The sequence below is a fragment of the Pseudoxanthomonas sp. genome, from assembly GCF_051953815.1.
Classification (GTDB): domain Bacteria; phylum Pseudomonadota; class Gammaproteobacteria; order Xanthomonadales; family Xanthomonadaceae; genus Pseudoxanthomonas_A.
On sequence record NZ_JBQCIJ010000062.1, the window covers coordinates 1 to 19843 of the forward strand.

At 69.4% G+C, this 19843-nt stretch carries 23 protein-coding genes; 15 read left to right on the forward strand and 8 right to left on the reverse strand.

Annotated features, from left to right (window positions below):
• The first annotated feature begins 432 nt into the window (after positions 1-432).
• The 4 genes from tesB (at position 433) to ACTHN1_RS18580 (ending at position 4532) form a co-directional block, all read left to right on the forward strand.
• On the forward strand, positions 433-1347 hold the full coding sequence (gene tesB, locus ACTHN1_RS18565; RefSeq protein ID WP_440472400.1) for an acyl-CoA thioesterase II: 915 nt from the start codon (positions 433-435) through the stop codon (positions 1345-1347).
• A gap of 6 nt (positions 1348-1353) precedes the next feature.
• Positions 1354-1872, forward strand: coding sequence for a pathogenicity-like protein (locus ACTHN1_RS18570; RefSeq protein ID WP_440472401.1), 519 nt, complete (start codon positions 1354-1356; stop codon positions 1870-1872).
• 67 nt (positions 1873-1939) lie between these two features.
• Positions 1940-3178 carry an RNA polymerase sigma factor gene (locus ACTHN1_RS18575; protein WP_440472402.1) on the forward strand — a complete coding sequence of 413 codons (1239 nt, stop codon included), beginning with the start codon at positions 1940-1942 and terminating at the stop codon, positions 3176-3178.
• Positions 3179-3380: 202 nt separating this feature from the next.
• Entirely contained in the window at positions 3381-4532 is a 1152-nt protein-coding gene (locus ACTHN1_RS18580; RefSeq protein WP_440472403.1) for an RNA polymerase sigma factor, read from the forward strand.
• Positions 4533-4860: 328 nt separating this feature from the next.
• Here the strand turns inward: ACTHN1_RS18580 and ACTHN1_RS18585 are convergent, their stop codons facing one another.
• Entirely contained in the window at positions 4861-5583 is a 723-nt protein-coding gene (locus ACTHN1_RS18585; RefSeq protein WP_440472404.1) for an EF-hand domain-containing protein, read from the reverse strand.
• Between the two features lie 146 nt (positions 5584-5729).
• Between ACTHN1_RS18585 and ACTHN1_RS18590 the strand changes: the two genes are divergently transcribed.
• From ACTHN1_RS18590 to ACTHN1_RS18600, 3 genes are read left to right on the forward strand one after another with little or no spacing between them, the layout of a single operon-like run.
• Positions 5730-6317 (forward strand): hypothetical protein, encoded by a 588-nt coding sequence (locus ACTHN1_RS18590; protein ID WP_440472405.1) that lies wholly within the window; start codon positions 5730-5732, stop codon positions 6315-6317.
• On the forward strand, positions 6317-7054 hold the full coding sequence (locus ACTHN1_RS18595; protein WP_440472406.1) for an arginyltransferase: 738 nt from the start codon (positions 6317-6319) through the stop codon (positions 7052-7054). The genes ACTHN1_RS18590 and ACTHN1_RS18595 overlap by 1 nt, the downstream gene beginning before the upstream one ends.
• 45 nt (positions 7055-7099) lie before the next feature.
• Positions 7100-8320, forward strand: a complete 1221-nt coding sequence (locus ACTHN1_RS18600; RefSeq protein WP_440472407.1) for an endonuclease/exonuclease/phosphatase family protein — start codon at positions 7100-7102, stop codon at positions 8318-8320.
• A gap of 48 nt (positions 8321-8368) precedes the next feature.
• On the opposite strand, the gene ACTHN1_RS18605 is transcribed toward ACTHN1_RS18600, so the two are convergent.
• Both ACTHN1_RS18605 and purT read right to left on the reverse strand, forming a co-directional pair.
• The gene (locus ACTHN1_RS18605; protein WP_440472408.1) at positions 8369-8662 is read right to left on the reverse strand and encodes a hypothetical protein; all 294 of its coding nucleotides are present in this window, start codon (positions 8660-8662) and stop codon (positions 8369-8371) included.
• 10 nt (positions 8663-8672) lie between these two features.
• On the reverse strand, positions 8673-9857 hold the full coding sequence (gene purT, locus ACTHN1_RS18610; RefSeq protein WP_440472409.1) for a formate-dependent phosphoribosylglycinamide formyltransferase: 1185 nt from the start codon (positions 9855-9857) through the stop codon (positions 8673-8675).
• A gap of 122 nt (positions 9858-9979) precedes the next feature.
• On the opposite strand from purT, the gene ACTHN1_RS18615 reads away from it, so the two are divergent.
• The 8 genes from ACTHN1_RS18615 (at position 9980) to ACTHN1_RS18650 (ending at position 16114) form a co-directional block, all read left to right on the forward strand.
• The gene (locus ACTHN1_RS18615; RefSeq protein WP_440472410.1) at positions 9980-10864 is read left to right on the forward strand and encodes an SPFH domain-containing protein; all 885 of its coding nucleotides are present in this window, start codon (positions 9980-9982) and stop codon (positions 10862-10864) included.
• Between the two features lie 21 nt (positions 10865-10885).
• Positions 10886-11068 (forward strand): Arc family DNA binding domain-containing protein, encoded by a 183-nt coding sequence (locus ACTHN1_RS18620; protein ID WP_440472411.1) that lies wholly within the window; start codon positions 10886-10888, stop codon positions 11066-11068.
• Positions 11069-11122: 54 nt separating this feature from the next.
• Entirely contained in the window at positions 11123-11302 is a 180-nt protein-coding gene (locus ACTHN1_RS18625) for a DUF4177 domain-containing protein (RefSeq protein WP_295376165.1), read from the forward strand.
• A gap of 1 nt (position 11303) precedes the next feature.
• Positions 11304-12605, forward strand: coding sequence for an alpha/beta hydrolase (locus tag ACTHN1_RS18630; protein ID WP_440472412.1), 1302 nt, complete (start codon positions 11304-11306; stop codon positions 12603-12605).
• Between the two features lie 2 nt (positions 12606-12607).
• Positions 12608-13147: a PH domain-containing protein gene (locus ACTHN1_RS18635; protein ID WP_440472413.1), complete on the forward strand. Its 540-nt coding sequence runs from the start codon at positions 12608-12610 to the stop codon at positions 13145-13147.
• A 10-nt stretch (positions 13148-13157) separates the two neighbouring features.
• Positions 13158-13988, forward strand: coding sequence for a M15 family metallopeptidase (locus tag ACTHN1_RS18640; protein ID WP_440472414.1), 831 nt, complete (start codon positions 13158-13160; stop codon positions 13986-13988).
• A complete protein-coding gene (locus tag ACTHN1_RS18645) occupies positions 13978-15408 on the forward strand; it encodes an FAD-binding oxidoreductase (protein ID WP_440472415.1) in 1431 nt (476 codons plus the stop codon). The genes ACTHN1_RS18640 and ACTHN1_RS18645 overlap by 11 nt, the downstream gene beginning before the upstream one ends.
• 142 nt (positions 15409-15550) lie before the next feature.
• Positions 15551-16114 (forward strand): cytochrome b, encoded by a 564-nt coding sequence (locus ACTHN1_RS18650; protein WP_440472416.1) that lies wholly within the window; start codon positions 15551-15553, stop codon positions 16112-16114.
• 148 nt (positions 16115-16262) lie between these two features.
• Here the strand turns inward: ACTHN1_RS18650 and ACTHN1_RS18655 are convergent, their stop codons facing one another.
• The 5 genes from ACTHN1_RS18655 to ACTHN1_RS18675 all read right to left on the reverse strand — a co-directional run.
• Positions 16263-16937, reverse strand: a complete 675-nt coding sequence (locus ACTHN1_RS18655) for a DNA-3-methyladenine glycosylase family protein (RefSeq protein WP_440472417.1) — start codon at positions 16935-16937, stop codon at positions 16263-16265.
• A gap of 4 nt (positions 16938-16941) precedes the next feature.
• Positions 16942-17310, reverse strand: coding sequence for a DUF423 domain-containing protein (locus ACTHN1_RS18660; protein WP_440472418.1), 369 nt, complete (start codon positions 17308-17310; stop codon positions 16942-16944).
• Positions 17311-17452: 142 nt separating this feature from the next.
• Positions 17453-18631, reverse strand: coding sequence for a polyketide cyclase (locus ACTHN1_RS18665; RefSeq protein ID WP_440472419.1), 1179 nt, complete (start codon positions 18629-18631; stop codon positions 17453-17455).
• Positions 18632-18890: 259 nt separating this feature from the next.
• Positions 18891-19532 (reverse strand): response regulator, encoded by a 642-nt coding sequence (locus tag ACTHN1_RS18670; RefSeq protein ID WP_440472420.1) that lies wholly within the window; start codon positions 19530-19532, stop codon positions 18891-18893.
• On the reverse strand, positions 19529-19843 hold a 315-nt coding region (locus ACTHN1_RS18675), incomplete at its 5' end, for an ATP-binding protein (RefSeq protein WP_440472421.1). The genes ACTHN1_RS18675 and ACTHN1_RS18670, both read right to left, overlap by 4 nt.

A 19843-nucleotide genomic window follows, 5' to 3' on the forward strand; every position in this document is an offset into this window, starting at 1 on the left:
CGCCCCCTATTTGGGGTGCGGCCCCCCGCTACGGCCGCCCCTGTTTGGTGGCGGGGCCCCCCGGCCCCCCCGCCTACGGGGGTGGGTTTTCCGCCAGGAGCAAATCCCCCTCGGTCCCCCTTCTGCGAAGGGGGAGGCAAAGCGCGAGCGGTTCCGCGATCCGGATAATCGCCCGCCTTCACGAATCTCGGCTTGCAACGACCGCATGGTCGGTCATTCCGAATTCCGAATTTCCAAGCCCGTCATCCGAATCCCTCATCCCGAATCCCGAGGCCCGAAGCCCCAATCCCAATCCCAATCCCAATCCCAAGCCCAAGCCCAAGCCCAAGCCCAATCCCCAGCCCAATCCCCAGCCCAATCCCCAGCCATCCGGAGCGTCCATCCCCCTGCCCGTATAATCCCCAGCCTCCCCGACCCGCCCTGCGAGCCGCCGTGTCCCCCAGTCCTGAACCCGTCGTCAGCGAACTCATCGACCTGCTCTCGCTGGAGCGGCTGGAGGACAACCTGTTCCGGGGCCAGAGCCGCGACATCGGCACCAAGTACGTGTTCGGCGGACAGGTGCTGGGCCAGGCGCTGTCGGCCGCGCAGGCCACGGTGGAAGGCGAAGGCGAGCGCCGGGCGCATTCGCTGCATGCCTACTTCCTGCGCGCCGGCAACATCGAGGCGCCGATCGTCTATGAGGTGGACCGCACCCGCGATGGCGGCAGCTTTTCGGTGCGCCGGGTCACCGCGATCCAGCATGGCCGGGTGATCTTCTTCTGCGCGGCCTCGTTCCAGGGCGAGGAGCCCGGCGCGGAACACCAGTTGTCGATGCCCGAGGTGCCGCAGCCGGAAGATATCGATCCGGCGCCGGCCGTGCCCGCCGAGGTGATGGCGACGCTGCCGATCAAGGTCCAGCGCTGGCTGTCGCGGCGCGGGCCGTTCGAGTTCCGCCACGTGTATCCGCGCGACGAACTGAATCCGCCCAAGCGCCCGCCGTTCCAGCAGGTCTGGTTCCGGCTGAGCGAGAAGGTCGGCGATTCGCCGGAACTGCACCGCGCCCTGCTCGCCTACGCTTCCGATTTCCAGTTGCTCGGCACCGCCACCTACCCGCACGGCATCAGCTACTACCAGCCCAACGTGCAGATGGCCTCGCTGGATCACGCGCTGTGGTTCCACCGTCCGTTCCGCGCCGACGACTGGCTGCTGTATTCCATCGACAGCCCCAGCGCGCAGGGTTCGCGCGGGCTGGCGCGCGGGCAGATTTTCGATCGCCATGGCCGGCTGGTCGCCAGCACCGCGCAGGAAGGCTTGATCCGGGTGGTGCCCGACGCGCAGGCCGCGGCCGCCGTGCCGGCCAGGGACTGATCGACGATGCGCCAGATTTTCACCAGCCAGCGCCTGGAAACCGTCGAAGGCGTGGCCAAGCTGCTGCGCGACGCCGGCATCGAGGTCCACATCAGCAACGAGCGCTCCTATCGCGGCAAGCGCGGCAGCCAGTTCCGCTACACCGAGCCGGTGCCGAAGGGCCTGCAGCCGGCGGTGTGGGTGCGGCATCCGGAAGACCAGCCGCGCGCGCGCCAGATCCTGCGCGAGGCCGGGCTGCTGGAAACCACCCGCCCCGGCGCCGGCCCCGCGCCGTTGACCTTCACCAGCACCCAGGACGACCCGCCCAGGCGAAACTCCTGGGCCTGGCGCATCCGCCTGATCCTGCTGGGCCTGATCGCGGTGGCGGCGGTGTTCACGGTGCTGCGCCACCGCGCGCCGCGTCCGGCCGCGCCGGCGCCCGCGCCCGCCACGGCGCCGACCGCCGCGCCCGCGCCGCCGGCGCCGGCCGACGGCGAGGAAGAGGACGCCATGCGGGTGCAGGTGAAGCCGGCTTCCGGCAACTGACCGGTCCGGTCACATTTTCCGGGCGGTCTCGTCCCGGGGACCAGGAACCCATGGAAGCCCCGCCCCGATGAACGCCCAGACCCTCGAACTGATGCTGCAACACGAGCTGCCCGCCGCCGCGCGCGGCAGCCAGGATGCCTACGGCCGCATCGTCGGCGCCTGCCAGAACACGGTCACCGCGATCGCCTTCGCCATCACCCGCGACGTGCAGGCCAGCGAGGACATCGCCCAGGAAGCCTTCCTGCGCGCCTGGCAGCAACTGGACCGGCTGAAGAACAGCACCAGCTTCCTGCCCTGGCTGCGCCAGATCACCCGCAACCTGGCGCGCGACTACCTGCGCACCCAGCACCACAAGCCGATGTCGGGCGAAGCGGCGGAACTGGCGATCAACCTGACCGCCGATCCCTCGCCGTCGCCGGCCGAACACCTGCTGCGCACGGAAGAGGAAGTCGTCGCGGCCGACATCATCTCGGCGTTGCCGGAGGACAGCCGCGAAACCTTGCTGCTTTACTACCGCGAGGGCCAGAGTTCGCAGCAGGTGGCTGGACTGCTGGGCCTGAGCGACGCGGCGGTGCGCAAGCGGCTGTCGCGGGCGCGCGGCATCGTGCGCGAGGAAATGCTCAGGCGTTTCGGCGAATTCGCCCGTTCCAGCGCGCCCGGCGCGGCCTTCACCGTGCTGGTGGTGAGCGGCCTGATGAGCGCGGCGCCGGTGGCCAGCGCCGCGATAGCGATCGGCGCCGGCGCGGTCGGCGTGGGTTCGGCCAGCGCCGGCAAGCTGGGCGCCAGCGGGCTGGGCGTGTCGTCGCTGTCCGGCGGCACCGCGATGGGCACGCTGATGGGCTCCTTCGACGCGTTGACCCACGGCGGCGCCACCGCCGGTTTCTCGGTGGGCGCGGTGGTCGGCGGCATTGTCGGCGGCGCGCTGGGCGCCTATTTCGGCGGCCGCCTGCTGCTGGGCTTCGCCGACACCGAAGCCGAACGCGCGCCATTGCGCCGCTTCATCCGCATGAATACCGCCACCGCCGCGGTGGTCGGCATCCTCATCATGGCGGCGGCCATCTTCAGTCGCGGCTGGCTGCCGATGACGCTGGTGGCGGTGATCGGCATGAGCGTCATCAACTACCAGTGCATGGTGCCGTTGCGCCGGCTGATGAAACCGCTGGTGGCGCGCGACGTGGCCCGGCGCGGGCACAAGCGGATGGCCTGGATGTACGAGAGCATGTACGGCGCGACCGGCGTACTGGTGGCCTCGGTGCTGGCGTTCGGCGGCCTGGTCATCTCGATGAAGGTGTCGGGGCGGCTCTGAAGGGCGTCGCCTCGGGGCTGCCGGGCGGCCTCGCGGCGCCGTTCTGGTTTGCGCTGGAATGACGATGGCGGGATCTGCGGCGCGTTTCCGCTCCGTCGTCCCGGCGAACGCCGCGCCCGTTGCCGGCTCCGAATCGCGGCCGGGTCACATCGCGTTCCCCCGGGCGTCTGTGCTTCCATAGCCGCCCTGGAGCCGACCGCCGATGACCGCCGCCACCGCCCCGCTGGAACTGACCCTGCGCCATGAGTTCCCCGCCGCCCAGCGCGGGGACCGGGATGCCTACGGGCGGATCATCGGTGCCTGCCAGAACACCGTGACCGCGATTGCCTATGCGATCACCCGCGACGTGCACGCCAGCGAGGACATCGCCCAGGAAGCCTTCCTGAAGGCGTGGAAGCATCTGGGCAGCCTGAAGAATCCGGACAGCTTGCTGCCGTGGCTGCGCCAGATCACCCGCAACCTGGCCCGCGACCACCTGCGCGCCGGGCAGTACCGGCCGATGACCGGCGAGGCGGCCGACATCGCCATCGAACTGGCCACCGACACCGCGCCGACGCCAGCGGAGCGGGTGCTGCAGACCGAGCAGGAACGGGTGGCCGCCGACGTCATCGCCGCGCTGCCGGAAGACAGCCGCGAGGTACTGCTGCTGTACTACCGCGAGAGCCAGAGTTCGCAGCAGGTCGCGCATCTGCTGGGGCTGACCGACGCGGCGGTACGCAAGCGCCTGTCGCGGGCACGCGGCTATGTGCGCGAGGAACTGATGAAGCATTTCGGCGAGTTCGCCCGCAGCAGCGCGCCGGGTGCGGCCTTCGCCAGCGCCGTGCTGGGCGCGCTGGCGGTGGGCGCGCCGCCGACCGCCGCCGCCGCGGTGCTGGGCACCGGTTCGGCGCTGGCCGGCAAGGGCCTGCTGAAGGTGCTGGGCGCGTCGTTCGGCGCGGTCGCCTTCGGCCTGATTGGCGGCATCGGCGCGGTCTGGTTCGGCATCCGCAAGCAGCTGCGGGAGCCGTTCGACGCCCAGGAACGCCGTGGCCTGATTCTTTACGGCGCGGTCAGCACCGCGATGATCCTGCTGTTCGTGATTGGCGCCACCGCGCTGTCGAAGGTACCGGGCTGGATTCCGCACGTGCTGCTGACGGCGGCGTACTGCGGCGGCATCATGTGGTCGTGCAGCCGCTGGCTGCCGCGGATCCTGGCGCGCCGGCGCGCGCGCGACATGGCGGCGGATCCCGTGGCCGAAACCGCCAACGAGGCGCGTCGGCGCAAATGGCGCGTGGTCGGCGTGACCATCGGACTGGTGGCGGGTTTCGGTGGCCTGCTGTACGGATTGATCGCGAGCGGGCGGTTGACCTTCTGAGCCGAGCCACCCGCGCTTTTTTCGTCCGTTGGCGGTTGCGGCGCGCCGCCATGGCGGTGGATGACAACCGGGAAAATGTCCTGCCTCCTGGCTGGCGTTTCCGGCGTTCTGATGTCCCCCGCGACCCGGGGTCGAAACGGATTGAAGGAAAAGTTGAAAGAAAAGATCCGCCGGGGAGGGGTGAACGGTCGCCCCGTGGGTTCCCGGCCGGTTCATTTTCACGTCGCGACTGACGTCGCTCCTGCATGGGTCCATCAAGAAGCCGCCGCGGACACGACACCGGCCGCGCAAGGCGGCCGGTGTGCGTGGAAACGACGGATTGCGCGGTTCAGTGCGGCGAACGCGGCTTCAGTTCGTCCTGGCCAAGGAAACCGTCCTTGTTGGCGTCGAGCTGATCGAAGCGTTCTGCCAGGCGCGGCTTGCCCTTGGCTTCGTCGCGGCTGATGCGGCCATCCTTGTTGGTGTCGGCGGCGGCGAAACGCTCGGCGCCGCGCGCCTGCATGCGCTGCTGGAACTGCGCGCGGCGGTTGGCGTCGGCGGCGTCGATCTCGGCGCGGGTCAGCTTGCCGTCCTTGTCGGTGTCGGCATTGGCGAACCATTCGTCGCGGCGCTGCTTGCCGCGCAGTTCGCGATCCTTGGCGTCGACGTAGCCGTCGCCGTTCGCGTCCATCTTCGCGAAGTGCTCGGCGAAGCGCGGCTGCCCGGCCGCTTCGGCCTTGCTGATGCGGCCGTCGCCATCGGTATCCAGCTGCTTCATCATGCCGCCGTGATCGCCGCGGCCGCGACGGTGGCCGTCGCCCATGCCATGCCGGCGATGCGGGCGCTCTTCGGCGCTCAACTTGCCGTCCTTGTTCTTGTCGAGCGTGTCGAAGTGCTCGGCCAGGCGCGGATGCGCGGCGGCCTCGGCGCGATCGATGACGCCGTCGCCGTTCTTGTCCAGGGTCGGACGGGAAGCGCCGGCGGCCGGCGCGGACTGGGTGGCGGCGAAGGCGGTGCCTGCGCCCAATGCGGTCAGCACGGCCACCACGAGCAGGGTCTTGTTGCGGGTCATCTGCGGGTTCTCCTGATCACGCGGCGCGGTTGCGCCACTGACCGGGAAAACGCCCGGGCGCCGCGTTGGTTGACGCGGCGACGGGCGGATTCAGTTTCCAGCCGGTCGCATGCGCCGCGACGACGGGCGCGCAGTATGCTGGCCGCATGGTCCACGCCTTCGCCCGCGCCGTTTCCATCCTCGGCCACCCGATGCTGGTGTTGCCGGCCGCCGCGCTGCTGCTGGCGGCGCGCACGCTGGGCGTGCGCGAGGCGGCGTGGATGGGATTGGGTTTCGCCGCGTTCGCCGCGCTGGTGATGGGCTGGTCCGGCTGGCAGGTGCGGCGCGGGCGCTGGCAGCACGTGGACGCCAGCCGGCACGAGGAGCGCCGGACCTTGAACCGTCTCCTGCTGGCGGCGCTGGCGCTGGCGGCGGTGCTGGCCTGGTTCGCTGGCCAGCCCGCGCAGCTGGCGCTGGGCCTGGCGCTGGCGGCGGCGCTGATCGCGGTGGCGATGCTCGGCGCCCGCTGGTGCAAGCTGTCGCTGCACATGGCGTTCGTGGTGTACGCCGCGATCCTGCTGTCGCAGGTTCATCCGGCCTGGGGCATCGGCGCGGGATTGTTCGCCGCGCTGGTGGCGTGGTCACGGCTTGAGCTGCGGCGGCACGTGCCGCGCGATCTGGTGGCCGGCGTGCTGGCCGGCGCGGGCGCGGGCGCCCTCTTCATCTGGCTTGCGCCAAGACTGGCGGCATCGTGATGGGCAACAATCCTCCGCAGCCGGCCGAAGACCTGCGCCTGTTCCATACCGGCGAACATCCCTGCGGCTACTGGCCGGATCGGAATGCGCGCGATCTGGTGCTGGACCCGCGCGATCCGCGCCTGCCCATGTTCTATCCCAATGCGCTGGCGTGGGGCTTCCGCCGTTCCGGCGACATCGTCTACCGGCCGCACTGCCTGGGCTGCCAGGCCTGCGTGGCGGTGCGGATTCCGGTGGCGCGGTTCGAACCGGATCGCAGCCAGCGCCGCTGCGCGCGGCAGAACCAGGACGTGGAGGTGCGGGTGGTGGCGGCCGAACGCGGCGCCGAGCATCTGGCGCTGTACCAGCGCTACCTGAGCGCGCGCCACCCGCTGGGCGGCATGGACGATCATGGCGCGGTGGAGTTCGAGCAGTTCCTGATCGGCAGCTGGGCCAACAGCCGGTTCCTGGAACTGCGCGAGCATGGCCGCCTGCTGGCGGTCGCGGTGACCGACCTGCTGCCGGAAGCGCTGTCGGCGGTCTACACCTTCTACGATCCCGAATTGACCGCGCGCGGGCTGGGCACGCTGGCGATCCTGCGCCAGATCGCCTGGGCGCGCCGCGAGGGCCTGCCCCACCTGTACCTGGGTTACTGGATCCACGGCCATCGCAAGATGGACTACAAGCGCCGCTTCCATCCGCTGGAAGCCTACGACGGCCGCGGCTGGCGGGATTTCCAGCCGCCACCGGATCCGTAACCGCGCTGTCATCGGCGGCGGCGGCGCCCATGTCAGAATATCGGCATGCGAACCTTCCTCCTGCCCGCCTGCCTGCTTTCCCTGCTGACTGCCTGCGTGAACGTCAACGTGCACGGTGATCCCGCCGCCACTCTCGCCGACCGCTCCGCGCGACTGCGCGTGGCCACCTACAACACCTCGCTGTATTCGGACGAGGCCGGCGGGGTGATCCGCGAACTGGAACGCGACAGCGCGCACGCGCGCAAGATCGCCGCGGTGCTGCAGAAGGTGCGCCCGGATCTGGTGCTGCTCAACGAGTTCGATTACGACGACGCCCACCGCGCGGCAGATCTGTTCCAGCAGCGCTATCTGGAAGTCGCCCAGCCCGGCGGCGGCGATGCACTGCGCTATCCCTACCGCTACCTGGCCCCGGTCAACACCGGCGTGCCCAGCGGCCTGGATCTGGACAACAACGGCGAGGCCGGCGGCGAAGGCCGCGCGCGCGGCAACGACGCCTGGGGCTACGGCCTGCACCCGGGCCAGTACGGCATGCTGGTGCTGTCGAAGCATCCGATCGACGCCGCGCAGGTGCGCACGTTCCAGTTGCTGCGCTGGAGCAGCCTGCCAGGCGCGGCGCGCCCGATCGATCCCGCCACCGGCAAGCCGTGGTATCGCGACGAGGTGTGGACGCGGTTGCGGCTGTCGTCGAAGTCGCACTGGGACGTGCCGGTGCGCACGCCGACCGGCGTGGTGCATTTCCTGGTGTCGCATCCGACGCCGCCGGTGTTCGACGGTCCGGAGGATCGCAACGGCGCGCGCAATCACGACGAACTGCGCCTGTGGCATGAGTACATCAGCGCCGGCGACAAGCCGTGGCTGTGCGACGACGCCGGCGCCTGCGGTGGTCTGGCGCAGGATGCGCGCTTCGTCATCGCCGGGGATCTCAACAACGATCCGGTCGACGGCGACGGCCGCCACGACGCCATCCTGGAACTGCTAGAACATCCGCGAGTAATGCGCCACCCCACCCCGCAGAGCGCCGGCGGCACGGAAACCGCTGAAGCCTACGCGGCCAAGGGCATCGCCCATCGCGGCGCGCCCGGCCACGTCACCGGCGACTTCGGCCCCAAGGCCGGCGCGATGCGGCTGGACTACGTGCTGCCCTCCACCGGCTTCGCCTACGAGGGCGGCGGCGTCTTTTGGCCCGCGAAGGCCGACGCCGACGCCGACGCCGCCATCGCCGATGGCAGCGATCACCATCTGGTGTGGGCGGATCTGGGGCTCTGAATACTTCCGCAGGAGCGACGTGAGTCGCGAAGGCGGGATGTTCGGCGGCTACGAACCCACCACCGTGGTGCGCGGGCTGAAACCGATGGCGCCGTCGCTGCGGGCGGAGACGATCATCTTGACCATGCTGCCGGGCACCATGACTTCGATCTGCACGGTCTTGCCGTCCGGCGCGAGGCCTTCCAGGGTCATCTCGATCAACGCGCCGGCGGTGTCGATCTCGCGGCACAGGATGTGCGGTTCGCCGCCTTCCACCTGCACCAGGTAGGGCTTGATGGCCTCGCCCAGCGCTTCCAGCGCCTGCGGGAAGAAGAACACCGCGTAGCCTTCGTTTCCGTTCATCGTCGATTCCTTACTTGAGTTCGATGCCGAGGGCTTCGGCGGCGTCGCGCGCGATGGCGCGGGCGGTGTCGATGTCGGCGGCGCGCGCCAGGGTCACGCCGACCCGGCGATGGCCTTCCACCCGCGGTTTGCCGAACAGGCGCAGCGCGGTGTCCGGCGCGGCCAGTGCCTGGTCCACGTTGGAGAACACCGGCACGCCATGGCCATGCGCCAGCACCGCGCACGAGGCGGACGGACCCTGCTGGCGGATGACCGGAATCGGCAGGCCGAGGATGGCGCGCGCATGCAGCGCGAATTCGCTCAGCTCCTGCGAGACCAGGGTGACCAGGCCGGTGTCGTGCGGGCGCGGCGAGACTTCGCTGAACCAGACCTCGTCGCCTTTCACGAACAACTCGACGCCGAACACACCCCAGCCACCCAGATTGTCGGTGACCGCGCGCGCCACCGCCTGCGCGTTCTCCAGCGCGCGCGCCGACATCGGCTGCGGCTGCCAGCTTTCGCGGTAGTCGCCGTCGCGCTGCAGATGGCCGATGGGTTCGCAGAACGAAGTGCCGCCGGCATGGCGCACGGTCAGCAGGGTGATTTCGTAGTCGAAGTCGATGAAGCCCTCGACGATGCAACGGCCGGCGCCGGCGCGCCCGCCGGTCTGCGCGTATTCCCAGGCCGGGGCGATGTCGGCGTCGCCGCGCACCGTGCTCTGGCCCTTGCCGGAGGACGACATCACCGGCTTGACCACGCACGGCAGGCCGATGGCGGCGATGGCCTCGCGGTACTCGGCCTCGGTATCGACAAAGCGGTACGGCGAGGTCGGCAGGCCGAGGGTTTCGGCGGCCAGCCGGCGGATGCCCTCGCGATCCATGGTCAGCCGGGCGGCGCGGGCGGTCGGGATGACCCGGGTGGCGCCTTCGGCTTCCAGCGCCACCAGGGTGTCGGTGTGGATGGCCTCGATCTCCGGGACGATCACGTGCGGGCGTTCCCGCGCGACCAGCGCGCGGACCGCGGCCGGATCCAGCATGTCCAGCACGTGCGACCGGTGCGCGACCTGCATGGCCGGGGCATCGGCGTAACGGTCGGCGGCGATGACTTCCACGCCCAGCCGCTGCAGTTCCAGCGCGACCTCCTTGCCCAGTTCGCCCGACCCGAGCAGCAGGACCCGGGTGGCGTGGGGGCTGAGCGGGGTGCCGAGGTCGACCATGGGGCGGGATTCCGATGCGGGAGGGAGCGGCATTCTACCGGCCCGGACCGGCCGCCCGACGAACGGCACTTGCCAGTTGATATCATTTTGATATCTTTCATTCCAACAAGGAGAGACCACCCATGAAAGAGAACCCCATCCGCTCGCTGCCCGGCATTCCCTTCCTGCTCGCCCTGCTGGCCGTGACCGCCCTGGCCGTCTGGCTGTTCGCCACCGGCCTCGGCCCCGACCCGAAGCATTCCGGCGTCGTGTCCGGCATCCGCATCGCCTCCGGCGTCATCCTGGGCGCGCTCGCCTTCTTCAGCCTGATCGGCCTGTACACCGTGCAGCCCAACCAGGCGGCGGTGATCAGCCTGTTCGGCAAGTACGTCGGCACCGTCAAGGACAACGGCCTGCGCTGGAACAACCCCTTCTACTCCAAGAAGAAGGTCAGCCTGCGGGTGCGCAACTTCGAAAGCGGCAAGCTGAAGGTCAACGAGCTGGATGGCAGCCCGATCGAAATCGCCGCGGTGATCGTGTGGCAGGTGGTCGATGCCTCCGAGGCCGTCTACAACGTGGACGACTACGAGAGCTTCGTGCACATCCAGTCCGAATCCGCGCTGCGGGCGATGGCCACCAGCTATCCCTACGATCAGCACGAGGAAGGCCAGCTGGCCCTGCGCAGCCACGCCACCGAGATTTCCCAGCACCTGAAGAACGAACTGGCCGAGCGCCTGGCCGACGCCGGCGTGCAGGTCATCGACGCGCGCATCAGTCACCTGGCCTACGCGCCGGAAATCGCCCAGGCGATGCTGCAGCGCCAGCAGGCCAACGCGGTGATCGCCGCGCGCACCCGCATCGTCGCCGGCGCGGTCGGCATGGTCGAGATGGCGCTGGCCGAACTGCAGAAGAACGGCGTGGTGCAGCTGGACGAGGAACGCAAGGCGCAGATGGTCAGCAACCTGCTGGTGGTGCTGTGCGGCGACCGCAGCACCCAGCCGATCGTCAACACCGGCTCGCTGTACTGAGCCGGGCAACGGGCAGGCGTCGTGGCCGAGAAGAAAGCCTATCCCCTGCGCATCAACGCCGACGTGCTGAACGCGGCGCAGCGCTGGGCCGATGACGAACTGCGTTCGCTCAACGCGCAGATCGAGTACGTGCTGCGCGATGCGCTGCGCAAGGCCGGGCGCCTGCCCAAACCCTCGTCGCCGGAATCCGAAGACGACAACTGATGCCGCGTTCCGGCGCACGGCGACGGATTCGCGAGGATGCAAAAGGAGAGCAACATGAGCAAGCGCTGGACCTACCAGGTCATCGAAGTGAAGCCCGGCCTGATGGGCGGACTCAAGCACGAGGAACTGCAGAACGAGCTCAATCGCCAGGGTGCGCAGGGCTGGGAACTGGTGAACATCATCGTGCCGGCACCGATGACCGCGGTGCAGATGATCTTCAAGAAGGAGATCTGAGATGCGCGCTTCTTTGTGGATTGCGCTGGTGCTGGGCGCGCTGTTCTCCCCGGCCGGCTTCGCCGCCGACGCGCCCGGCGCGCTCGCCAATCGCCTGCTGGACCACTTGCAGGCCGGTGAATACGCCGCCGCCGAAGCGATGTTCTCGCCGGAAATGGCCGCGGCGGTCCCGCAGGACAAGTTGAAGGCGGTGTGGGAATCGCTGCCGGCGCAGATGGGCGGATTGCGTACGCGCGGCGAGCCCAGGGTCATGCCCCAACAGGACATGCAGGTGGCGTTGATCCGGCTGGAGTTCGCCAACGGCGCGATCAACGCGCAGGTCGCGGTGGATGCGCAGGGCAAGGTGGCCGGCTTCCTGCTGCAGCCGGCGCCGCCGGCGGCCGCCACGCCGGTTCCCGCCGATGCGTCCTACCAGGAACGCGAACTCACCGTGGGGACCGGCGAACAGGCGCTGGCCGCGACCCTGGCGATGCCCAAGGGCGCCGGTCCCTTCCCCGCCGTGGTGCTGGTGCATGGCTCCGGCCCGCAGGATCGCAACGAAACCATCGGCCCCAACCGCCCGTTCCTGGACATCGCGCGCGGCCTGGCCGCGCAGGGCGTCGCGGTGCTGCGCTACGAGAAGCGCAGCAAGGCCCGTCCCCAGGATTTCAGCGGCAAGTCGTTCACCGTCGATGACGAGGTGACCGACGATGCAGTGGCCGCCGTCGCCACGCTGCGCGCGCAGCCCGGCATCGACGGCAAGCGCGTGTTCGTGCTCGGGCACAGCCAGGGCGGCATGCTGGCGCCGCGCATCGCCCGGCGCTCCGGCCAGGTGGCCGGGCTGATCCTGTTCGCCGCGCCCGCGCGTTCGCTGTTGACCCTCCTGCCGGAGCAGAACCGCTACCTGCTCGCGCAGCAGGGCCCGCCCAGCCCGGAAAAGCAGGCATTCCTGGACAAGCTCGACGCCCAGATCGCCAACGTGCGCGGCAACGCGCCCGACGACTCCACCGATACCCCGCTGGGCCTGCCCGCCCGCTACTGGCGCTCGCTGGAAGCGATCGATCCGGTGGCCGACGCCAAGGCGGGCGCGCTGCCGCTGCTGCTGTTGCAGGGTGGCCGCGATTTCCAGGTCGTCGACGCCGACTGGCGACGCTGGCGCGACGGTCTGGCGGGTGATCGCAACGCCACGTTCAAGCACTACCCCGCGCTGAACCATCTGGGCATCGCCGGTGAAGGCGCCGGCTCCCTGTCCGAGTACCAGCGGCCAGGCCAGGTCGACGCGCAGCTCGTCGCCGACATCGGCGGCTGGATCAAGGAACACTGAGCATGGCCCGTGAGTTCACCGTCGCCCCGCTCGATCGCTGGACCCTGCTCGGCCTGTGGCTGCCGATGACCAGCGCGATGGCCATCGTGGCCGGCTCCGTGCTGTGGTCTTCCAGCGAGCAGATCCCGCGCGGACTGCTGGTCACCCTGCCGTTCCCGCTGCTGGTGGGCGTGGTGCTGCATGTGCTGCTGCGCCGCCGCCGCATCCAGCTGGAGCATGGCGAGCTGCGCATCACTGCGACCATGTTCCAGAAGCGCGTTCCGGTCAACGCCATCGATCTGGACAATGCCCGGATCATCGATCTGGACGAGCACACCGAATTCAAGCCGCGGGTGAAGACCAACGGCTTCAGCCTGCCCGCCTTCACCGCCGGCCACTATCGCCTGCGCAACAAGGCCAGGGCGTTCTGCCTGATCAGCGATCGCGCGCGGGTGCTGGTGCTGCCGCTGCGCGAAGGTCCGCTGGTGCTGCTCAGCCCGGAAAAGCCCCGCGAGCTGCTGGACGGCCTGCGCGAAGTGGCGGGCTCCACGCCGCGACGCTAAGCTGCCGGGCATGCACACGCCCCCGGTTCCGCTCAAGACCCGACTGTTCAACACGCCCGAGGTGGAGCTGTGGCCCGGCGGCCTGCTGCGCGCGCGCAGCAACGCCGATGCGCGCATCCTCGCCCGCGCGCGGCGGGTGCTGCGGCGCAAGCACGACGGCCGTTACCTGGCTGCGGAACTGCCCGAAGGATTGATGCCGCTGGTGCCCGGGCTGCCGCGCGAAGCCGGCATCGAGGCGGCGCTGGATCGACTGGATCACGAAGGCGACGGCCGCGGTTCCTGGCGGGGCGAGGCCGGCGAACTGCCGCTGGATGCCCTGCGCGATCACCTGCACGCGCTGGCGCTGGACGACCGTTACGGCGAGCACACCGGCCTGCCACTGGTGGCCGAACCGGACACCCTTGCCTTCGCCGGCTTCGACCGCTATCGCCGCGCCCTGTGGCTGACCCTGGCGACCGCGCGCGCCTGGCTGGCCCTGCGCGACGCCGCCGGCCGCGACAGCGTGGTGCTGGAGGCGATCTCCGGCTACCGCAGCCACGCCTACCAGCTTGGAATTTTCGCGCGCAAGCGGGCGCGTGGCCTGACCGTGGAGCAGATTCTCACCGTCAATGCCGCGCCGGGTTACAGCGAGCATCACAGCGGCCGGGCGCTGGACATCGGCGCTCCCGGCGAGCCGCCGGCCGAGGAAAGTTTCGAGCAGACGCCCGCCTTCGCATGGCTGGTGGCGAACGCGGGTGCGTTCGGCTTCACCCTCAGCTATCCGCGCGACAACCCGCACGGCATCGTCTACGAACCGTGGCATTGGTGCTACACCGCTGATGTCACGGCCGATGCGGACTGAAGCCGACCGCCAGCGCCGGCGTCTGTTGCAGGCCATGGCGCTCGGCGGCGCGGCCACCGTCGCCGGCTGCCGTCGTGACGACACCGACGCGGAAACGGTCAGCGACGTCACCGACATCGACCACATTCCGGTCGCCGGCCAGATCCGGCCCGCGTCCACCGCCGCCCTCCGGCAGGCGCTGCGCCAGACCCGTGGCCCGATCTCGATTGGTGGGGCGCGCTACAGCATGGGCGGACAGATCGCCGCCGACGGTTCCACCCACGTCGACATGCGCGCGATGAATCGCCTGCTGCATCTGGATCCGGTCAATCGCGTCGCCCGCGTGCAGGCCGGCATGTGCTGGCGGGATCTGCAGGAACATCTGGATCCGTGGGATCTGGCGGTCCGGATCATGCAGAGCTACAGCAACTTTTCGATTGGCGGCTCGCTGTCGGTGAACTGCCATGGCCGCTATGTGGGCGCCGGCCCGCTGGCGCACTCGGTGCGCGCCCTGCAACTGGTGACCGCCGACGGCGGCGTGCGCGAACTGGATCGGCAACGCTCGCCGGAACTGTTTTCCGCGGTGCTGGGCGGTTATGGCGGACTGGGCGTGGTCACCGAGGTGGAACTGGATCTGGACGAAAACTTCCCGATCCGCCGCGACGCGCAACGGGTGGCGCTGGACGAATATCCGGACTTCTTCCGCGAGCAAGTCCACGCGCGCCCCGGCATCCTGCTGCACAACGCCGATCTGATGCCGCCGGATTTCGAGCGGCCGCTGGCGATCAGCTGGACCCGCACCGACCAGCCGCTCACCGTCACCGAGCGGCTGGTACCCCGCCACCTCGACTACGGGCGCGAACAGAACCTGATCTGGTCGGCCTCCGAACTTCCCGGCGGCGGCGCGCTGCGCGAGAAATTCCAGACCGAGCGCATCCTGGCCGAACCGGTGGTGGTCATGCGCAACCACGAGGCCAGCCTGGACGCCGCCTCGCTGGAACCGCGCACGCGCAGGTTCTCGACCTACCTGCTGCAGGAGTACTTCATCCCGGTGCGATCGTTCGCGACCTTCGCGCGGAGGATGGCGGCCATCCTGCGGCGGCACGAGGTCAACGCGCTCAACGTTTCGATCCGGCATTCGCCGGCCGATACGGTCTCGCTGCTGAAATGGGCGCCGCAGGAGGTGTTTTCCTTCGTGCTGTACCACAAGCAGCGGACCTGGTCCGGCGTCGACCAGGCGGCCGGCGCCTGGACCCGCCAGCTCATCGACACCGCGCTGGCGCTGGACGGACGCTACTACCTGCCCTACAGGCTGCACGCCACGCCCGAGCAATTCCACCGCGCCTATCCGGAAGCCGCCGCCTTCGCCGCGCTCAAGCGTCGGATCGATCCGGAGCGCCGTTTCCGCAACCGGCTGTGGGACAAGTACCTGCCCGCTTGAGTCGAACACGCAACGAATCCAGTGCCGCCGGGACGAGATCGGCCGAACGATTTGCATTGTCGTTGCCGCGCTCACCGTGGCGAAAGCGCGACGGACTTGAGCGAGATCAATGCGCGACCGGACGCGGGTGGCGACACTCGGGATGTCTCCCGACGTGGCCACCCCGATGTTCTCCACCCATGCCCGCTATCGTCCGTCCCTGATCGCCCTGCACTGGCTGACCCTGCTGTTGCTGGCCGCGGTCTACGCCACCATCGAGCTGCGCGGCCTGTTCCCGCGCGGCAGCGACGCGCGCCAGTTGATCAAGACCGCGCATTTCTTCCTCGGCATCAGCGTGTTCGCGGTGACCCTGGTGCGCCTGCTGGTGCGGGCATCCTCGCCCACCCCACCGATCGCGCCGGCGCTTCCGGCCTGGCAGAAACTGGCTGGGAGCGCGATGGCGATGGCGCTATACGGGCTGATGCTGATCACGCCGGTATTGGGATACCTGCTGCTCAATGCGGAAGGCACCTCGCCGGCGTTGGGCAGCTGGGCGTTGCCGGCCCTGATGGGCGCGCGGGAAACCCTGGGCGACAGCCTCGAGGAATGGCACGAAGGCATCGCCGTCGCCGGCTATTGGCTGATTGGCCTGCATGCGCTGGCCGCGCTGTACCACCACTACGTGCGCCACGACGACACCCTGCTGCGCATGACCTTCAAGCGCTGACATGTAGAGCGGAGCCCGTTCCGCTGCGGCGTCCAGGGATGGGCGCCGGGGGTTCAGCGGAGCGGGCTTCGTTCTACATGGCCATCCGTTGGTTCCGCGGCCCCGGCGGGTGATCCGAACGGTCGGAGCAGCGGCGGGCGGGCGCCGCCTAATCCTGCGAGCGCTTGGTCGGCGCCTTGGCCCTGGTGCCGAAGTCGGCGATGCGCCACAGGTACTGGGCGGCGTAGGTCCGGTACGGGCCCCAGCGCTCGCCGCGGGCCACCAGTTCCTTCGGCGTCGGCGCGGTTTCAAGCTTGTCGACGAACTGCGCGCCCTTGCGCACGCCCAGATCGTCCACCGGCAGCACGTCGGGACGGCCCAGCCGGAACATCAGCATCATTTCCACGGTCCACCGGCCGATGCCGCGAATGGGCACCAGCGCCTCGACGATGGCGTCCTCGCTCATCGTCGACATCCGCCTCAGATCCGGAATCTCCCCGCGCGCCTCGCGCGCGGCCAGGTCGCGCAACGCCAGGGTCTTGTTGCCCGACACGCCGCAGGCGCGCAGCGCAGCGTCATCGATTCTTCCCAGCGTGTCGAAATGCAGCCGGGTGCTGCCGATGGCGGCTTCCACCCGCCCGACGATCGTCGCGGCGGCCTTGCCGCTGAGCTGCTGATACAGGATGGCGCGGGCCAGCGCATCGACCGGATCGAACGGCTTGCGCCAGGTCGGCTGCGGCTCGATGTGGCCGATCCGCTTCATCCACGTGCCCAGCTTGCGATCACGCCGGCTCAGGTGATCGAACGCCGCCTCGGTGTCGAATCCGCGCGAATAACGGGGCATGGGGTCACCGGCGCACGGCGTCGAGCGCCCACAGCAACCAGCCCGCCATCAGGGTCATGCCACCGGCCGGCGCCAGCCGGGTGGGCCAGCCGGCGAACACCGCCGCGATCAGGCTGCCGGAAAACAGCAACGTGCCCAGCAGCAGCAGCCACAGCCCCGTCCTGCCCATCCAGCGGGTGGTCCCCGCCGCCAGCGCGGCCAGGGCGATGCCGTGCCCGAACGCGAACAGCGCCGCCGTCTCCAGCCGCGACTGCGCCAGCGCGTCGCTGATCGCATGGGCCGCATAGGCGGACAGGCCCACCGAGGCGCCCGCCAGCAGGCCGCCGCACAGGGCAAGGACGGAAGGTTTGCGTTGGCGTCGGTCGTAATGCATCAGGGCATCCTGCGGGTGCCGGCGATCGTCTGTCCGTCGCGGAAAAACGGCCGCGCAAAAAAACAACGCGCCGCAGTGAGCGGCGCGTTGTCGGGGTCACGCACGGGATTCTGCGCGAACAAGGCAGAAATCCCGTAGCGGATTACTTGATGGCCCAGTAGATGTCGAACTGGCCGTTCTCGGTGAACGAGTTGTCCACGCCGCCCTTCCAGGACTCGTAAGGACGGTCGACCACTTCGTAGCCGTTGGTGACGGCCCAGGCGCGCAGGGCGCTGCGGTTGGCATCCAGTTCGGCCATGAAGCCGGTGTAGTTGGCGAACGCGGAACGGTGGGCCTTGGTGACCACGTGCTCGACCGGCGCGCCGGACGGGATGGTGACCTTCAGATCACCCGTGGAGGCGACCGGGGTGGAGGTGGCCGGGACCGGAACCGGAATCGGGTTGCCGTCCTTGTCCTTGGCGTCGGCGCTCGGGGTCTTCGGACCGGTGCCCGCCTTGCGGACCGGCACGGCCACGTCGAACGCGTACTTCTCGGCGCCGAAGTCGGTGGTGATGATGCGGACCGGGCCGGCGGCTTCCAGGCCGTTGGCGTCCATCACCCGCTTGATCCACTCCTGGTTGGCCTTGATCGAGGCCTTGATCGCGTCGTTGCTGCGATCGATGTTGCCGGCGTTGACGACCAGCAGGTCCTCGGCGGGCAGCTCGACGATCTTCAGGCCGGTCAGCTTGCTGCCTTCGGTGCGGTAGTCGAAGTTCGGCACGGTGGCCAGCATGTTGGTCAGCTTGGACAGGCCGGCCTTGACCGCGTCGCCGACGTGGCGGCTGACGTACATGCCGGCGTAGCGGCCGATCAGGTTCCAGCCGTAGCTCACGTCATAGGTCTGGGTGATCTTGACGTTGCGGTTGTTCTTGCCGGTCGGTTCCAGGTTGAACGTGGTGGTCTTGTCCTTGCCCAGCTTCTGATCGGTGATCGCGTAGGTGATCTTGCCGGTGCCACCGTTCGGCGCCGGGCGCTCGCTGGCGGTGATTTCCCAACTGCCCTTGCCCCACTGGCCCGGGGAGTCGTAGTCGACGCGGGCGCCCACGCCGGCATGGCCTTCATCGCCGCCGGAATAGGAAAGTTCATTGGCCGCGTGCGGCAGCAGCGGGTTCCAGTCCTTGAGACGGCGCACGTTGTTCAGCGTGTCGAACACGATGGTCATGCGGCGGTTGGTCTCGGCGCTTTCTTCCAGATGGCGCTGGGAAGGCAGCACCAGGCCGATCACCAAAAACAGCGCCAGAACCAGCGCCAGTGCAATCAGGAACTCGATCAAACGGGTCATTCAGGGAGTCTCCGGGGGCCGGTGCCTCGGCCATTGAAAATGTGCACCGCGCATCCTAACAGGCTTGGCGGGTTCCGCGCAGCCCATTCCGGCGCCGGATCGCGCCCTCGTTCCGGAGGCCCGGAAACACGCGTCCTTCACACCCCTTCGGACCGGGAAATCCGTCCTCTGGCGCGGTCTGGCGGGGCGCGGCGCCATGGGGATGCCTGTATCGGCAGCGGCGTACCCGCCGGACCCGGCGCCCGGCGGGTCCCCGTTTTCAGACCAGTTGCAGTTCGAACGCCTTCAGCACCGCGCGGGTACGGTCGCGCACGCCGAGCTTGGACAGGATGTTGGAGACGTGGTTCTTGATGGTGCCCTCGGCCACGCCCAGCGAATTGGCGATCTCCTTGTTGGAGAAGCCGCTGGCCATCAGCCGCAGGATTTCGGTCTCGCGATCGGTCAGCGGATCGGGACGATCCAGGCTGACGAAATCGTTGCGCATGTGCTCCAGCCCGGACAGCAGGCGCTGGGTCACCGCCGGCTGCACCAGCGAGCCGCCCTCGGCCACCGTGCGGATGGCGCCGACCAGTTGCTCCAGCGACACGTCCTTCAGCAGATAGCCCTTGGCGCCGGCCTTCAGGCCCGCCAGCACCAGTTGATCGTCATCGAAGGTGGTCAGGATGATCGCCGGCGGCAACTGCCCGGAGCGGGCCAGCGCCTGCAGGGCCTCCAGGCCGGACATCACCGGCATGCGCATGTCCATCAGGACCACGTCGGGCTTCACCTGCGGGATGAGCTCGACCGCCTGGCGGCCGTCGGCGGCCTCGGCGACCACTTCCATGCCCTCGGCGAGGGCGAGCAGCGAGCGGATGCCCTGGCGGACCAGGGTCTGGTCGTCGACCAGGCAGATGCGGATCATTCCTCTTCTCCAGCCAGGGCATGGGCAGGTGGGGCGGCGGCCGCGCGGGGGCGGTCGTCCAGGGGCAGGTACAGGTCCAGCGCGAAGCCCGCGCCGGGCCGGGTGGCGATCCCGACGCTGCCGCCGTACGCGGCGACGCGTTCGCGCATGCCGCGCAGGCCGTTGCCGGCCGCGGGCGCGTCGGCACCGCGGCCGTCGTCGCTGGCCAGGAGCCGCACGGCGCGATCCTCGACGCGGTAGCGCAGGCGCAGTTCCGCGGCCTGCGCGTGGCGCTGGGCGTTGGTGATGATCTCCTGCGTGCAGCGCAGCAG

Bases quoted from the DNA above. Each gene is read 5' to 3' on its own strand.
- ACTHN1_RS18575 (WP_440472402.1), top strand. From the start codon at position 1,940: ATGAACGCCCAGACCCTCGAACTGATGCTGCAACACGAGCTGCCCGCC.
- ACTHN1_RS18670 (WP_440472420.1), bottom strand. From the start codon at position 19,532: ATGATCCGCATCTGCCTGGTCGACGACCAGACCCTGGTCCGCCAGGGC.
- ACTHN1_RS18665 (WP_440472419.1), bottom strand. From the start codon at position 18,631: ATGACCCGTTTGATCGAGTTCCTGATTGCACTGGCGCTGGTTCTGGCG.
- ACTHN1_RS18640 (WP_440472414.1), top strand. From the start codon at position 13,158: ATGCACACGCCCCCGGTTCCGCTCAAGACCCGACTGTTCAACACGCCC.
- ACTHN1_RS18625 (WP_295376165.1), top strand. From the start codon at position 11,123: ATGAGCAAGCGCTGGACCTACCAGGTCATCGAAGTGAAGCCCGGCCTG.
- ACTHN1_RS18645 (WP_440472415.1), top strand. From the start codon at position 13,978: ATGCGGACTGAAGCCGACCGCCAGCGCCGGCGTCTGTTGCAGGCCATG.
- ACTHN1_RS18570 (WP_440472401.1), top strand. From the start codon at position 1,354: ATGCGCCAGATTTTCACCAGCCAGCGCCTGGAAACCGTCGAAGGCGTG.
- ACTHN1_RS18600 (WP_440472407.1), top strand. From the start codon at position 7,100: ATGCGAACCTTCCTCCTGCCCGCCTGCCTGCTTTCCCTGCTGACTGCC.
- ACTHN1_RS18580 (WP_440472403.1), top strand. From the start codon at position 3,381: ATGACCGCCGCCACCGCCCCGCTGGAACTGACCCTGCGCCATGAGTTC.
- ACTHN1_RS18590 (WP_440472405.1), top strand. From the start codon at position 5,730: ATGGTCCACGCCTTCGCCCGCGCCGTTTCCATCCTCGGCCACCCGATG.
- purT (WP_440472409.1), bottom strand. From the start codon at position 9,857: ATGGTCGACCTCGGCACCCCGCTCAGCCCCCACGCCACCCGGGTCCTG.
- ACTHN1_RS18595 (WP_440472406.1), top strand. From the start codon at position 6,317: ATGGGCAACAATCCTCCGCAGCCGGCCGAAGACCTGCGCCTGTTCCAT.
- ACTHN1_RS18605 (WP_440472408.1), bottom strand. From the start codon at position 8,662: ATGAACGGAAACGAAGGCTACGCGGTGTTCTTCTTCCCGCAGGCGCTG.
- ACTHN1_RS18585 (WP_440472404.1), bottom strand. From the start codon at position 5,583: ATGACCCGCAACAAGACCCTGCTCGTGGTGGCCGTGCTGACCGCATTG.
- ACTHN1_RS18655 (WP_440472417.1), bottom strand. From the start codon at position 16,937: ATGCCCCGTTATTCGCGCGGATTCGACACCGAGGCGGCGTTCGATCAC.
- ACTHN1_RS18635 (WP_440472413.1), top strand. From the start codon at position 12,608: ATGGCCCGTGAGTTCACCGTCGCCCCGCTCGATCGCTGGACCCTGCTC.
- ACTHN1_RS18650 (WP_440472416.1), top strand. From the start codon at position 15,551: ATGTCTCCCGACGTGGCCACCCCGATGTTCTCCACCCATGCCCGCTAT.
- ACTHN1_RS18630 (WP_440472412.1), top strand. From the start codon at position 11,304: ATGCGCGCTTCTTTGTGGATTGCGCTGGTGCTGGGCGCGCTGTTCTCC.
- ACTHN1_RS18660 (WP_440472418.1), bottom strand. From the start codon at position 17,310: ATGCATTACGACCGACGCCAACGCAAACCTTCCGTCCTTGCCCTGTGC.
- ACTHN1_RS18615 (WP_440472410.1), top strand. From the start codon at position 9,980: ATGAAAGAGAACCCCATCCGCTCGCTGCCCGGCATTCCCTTCCTGCTC.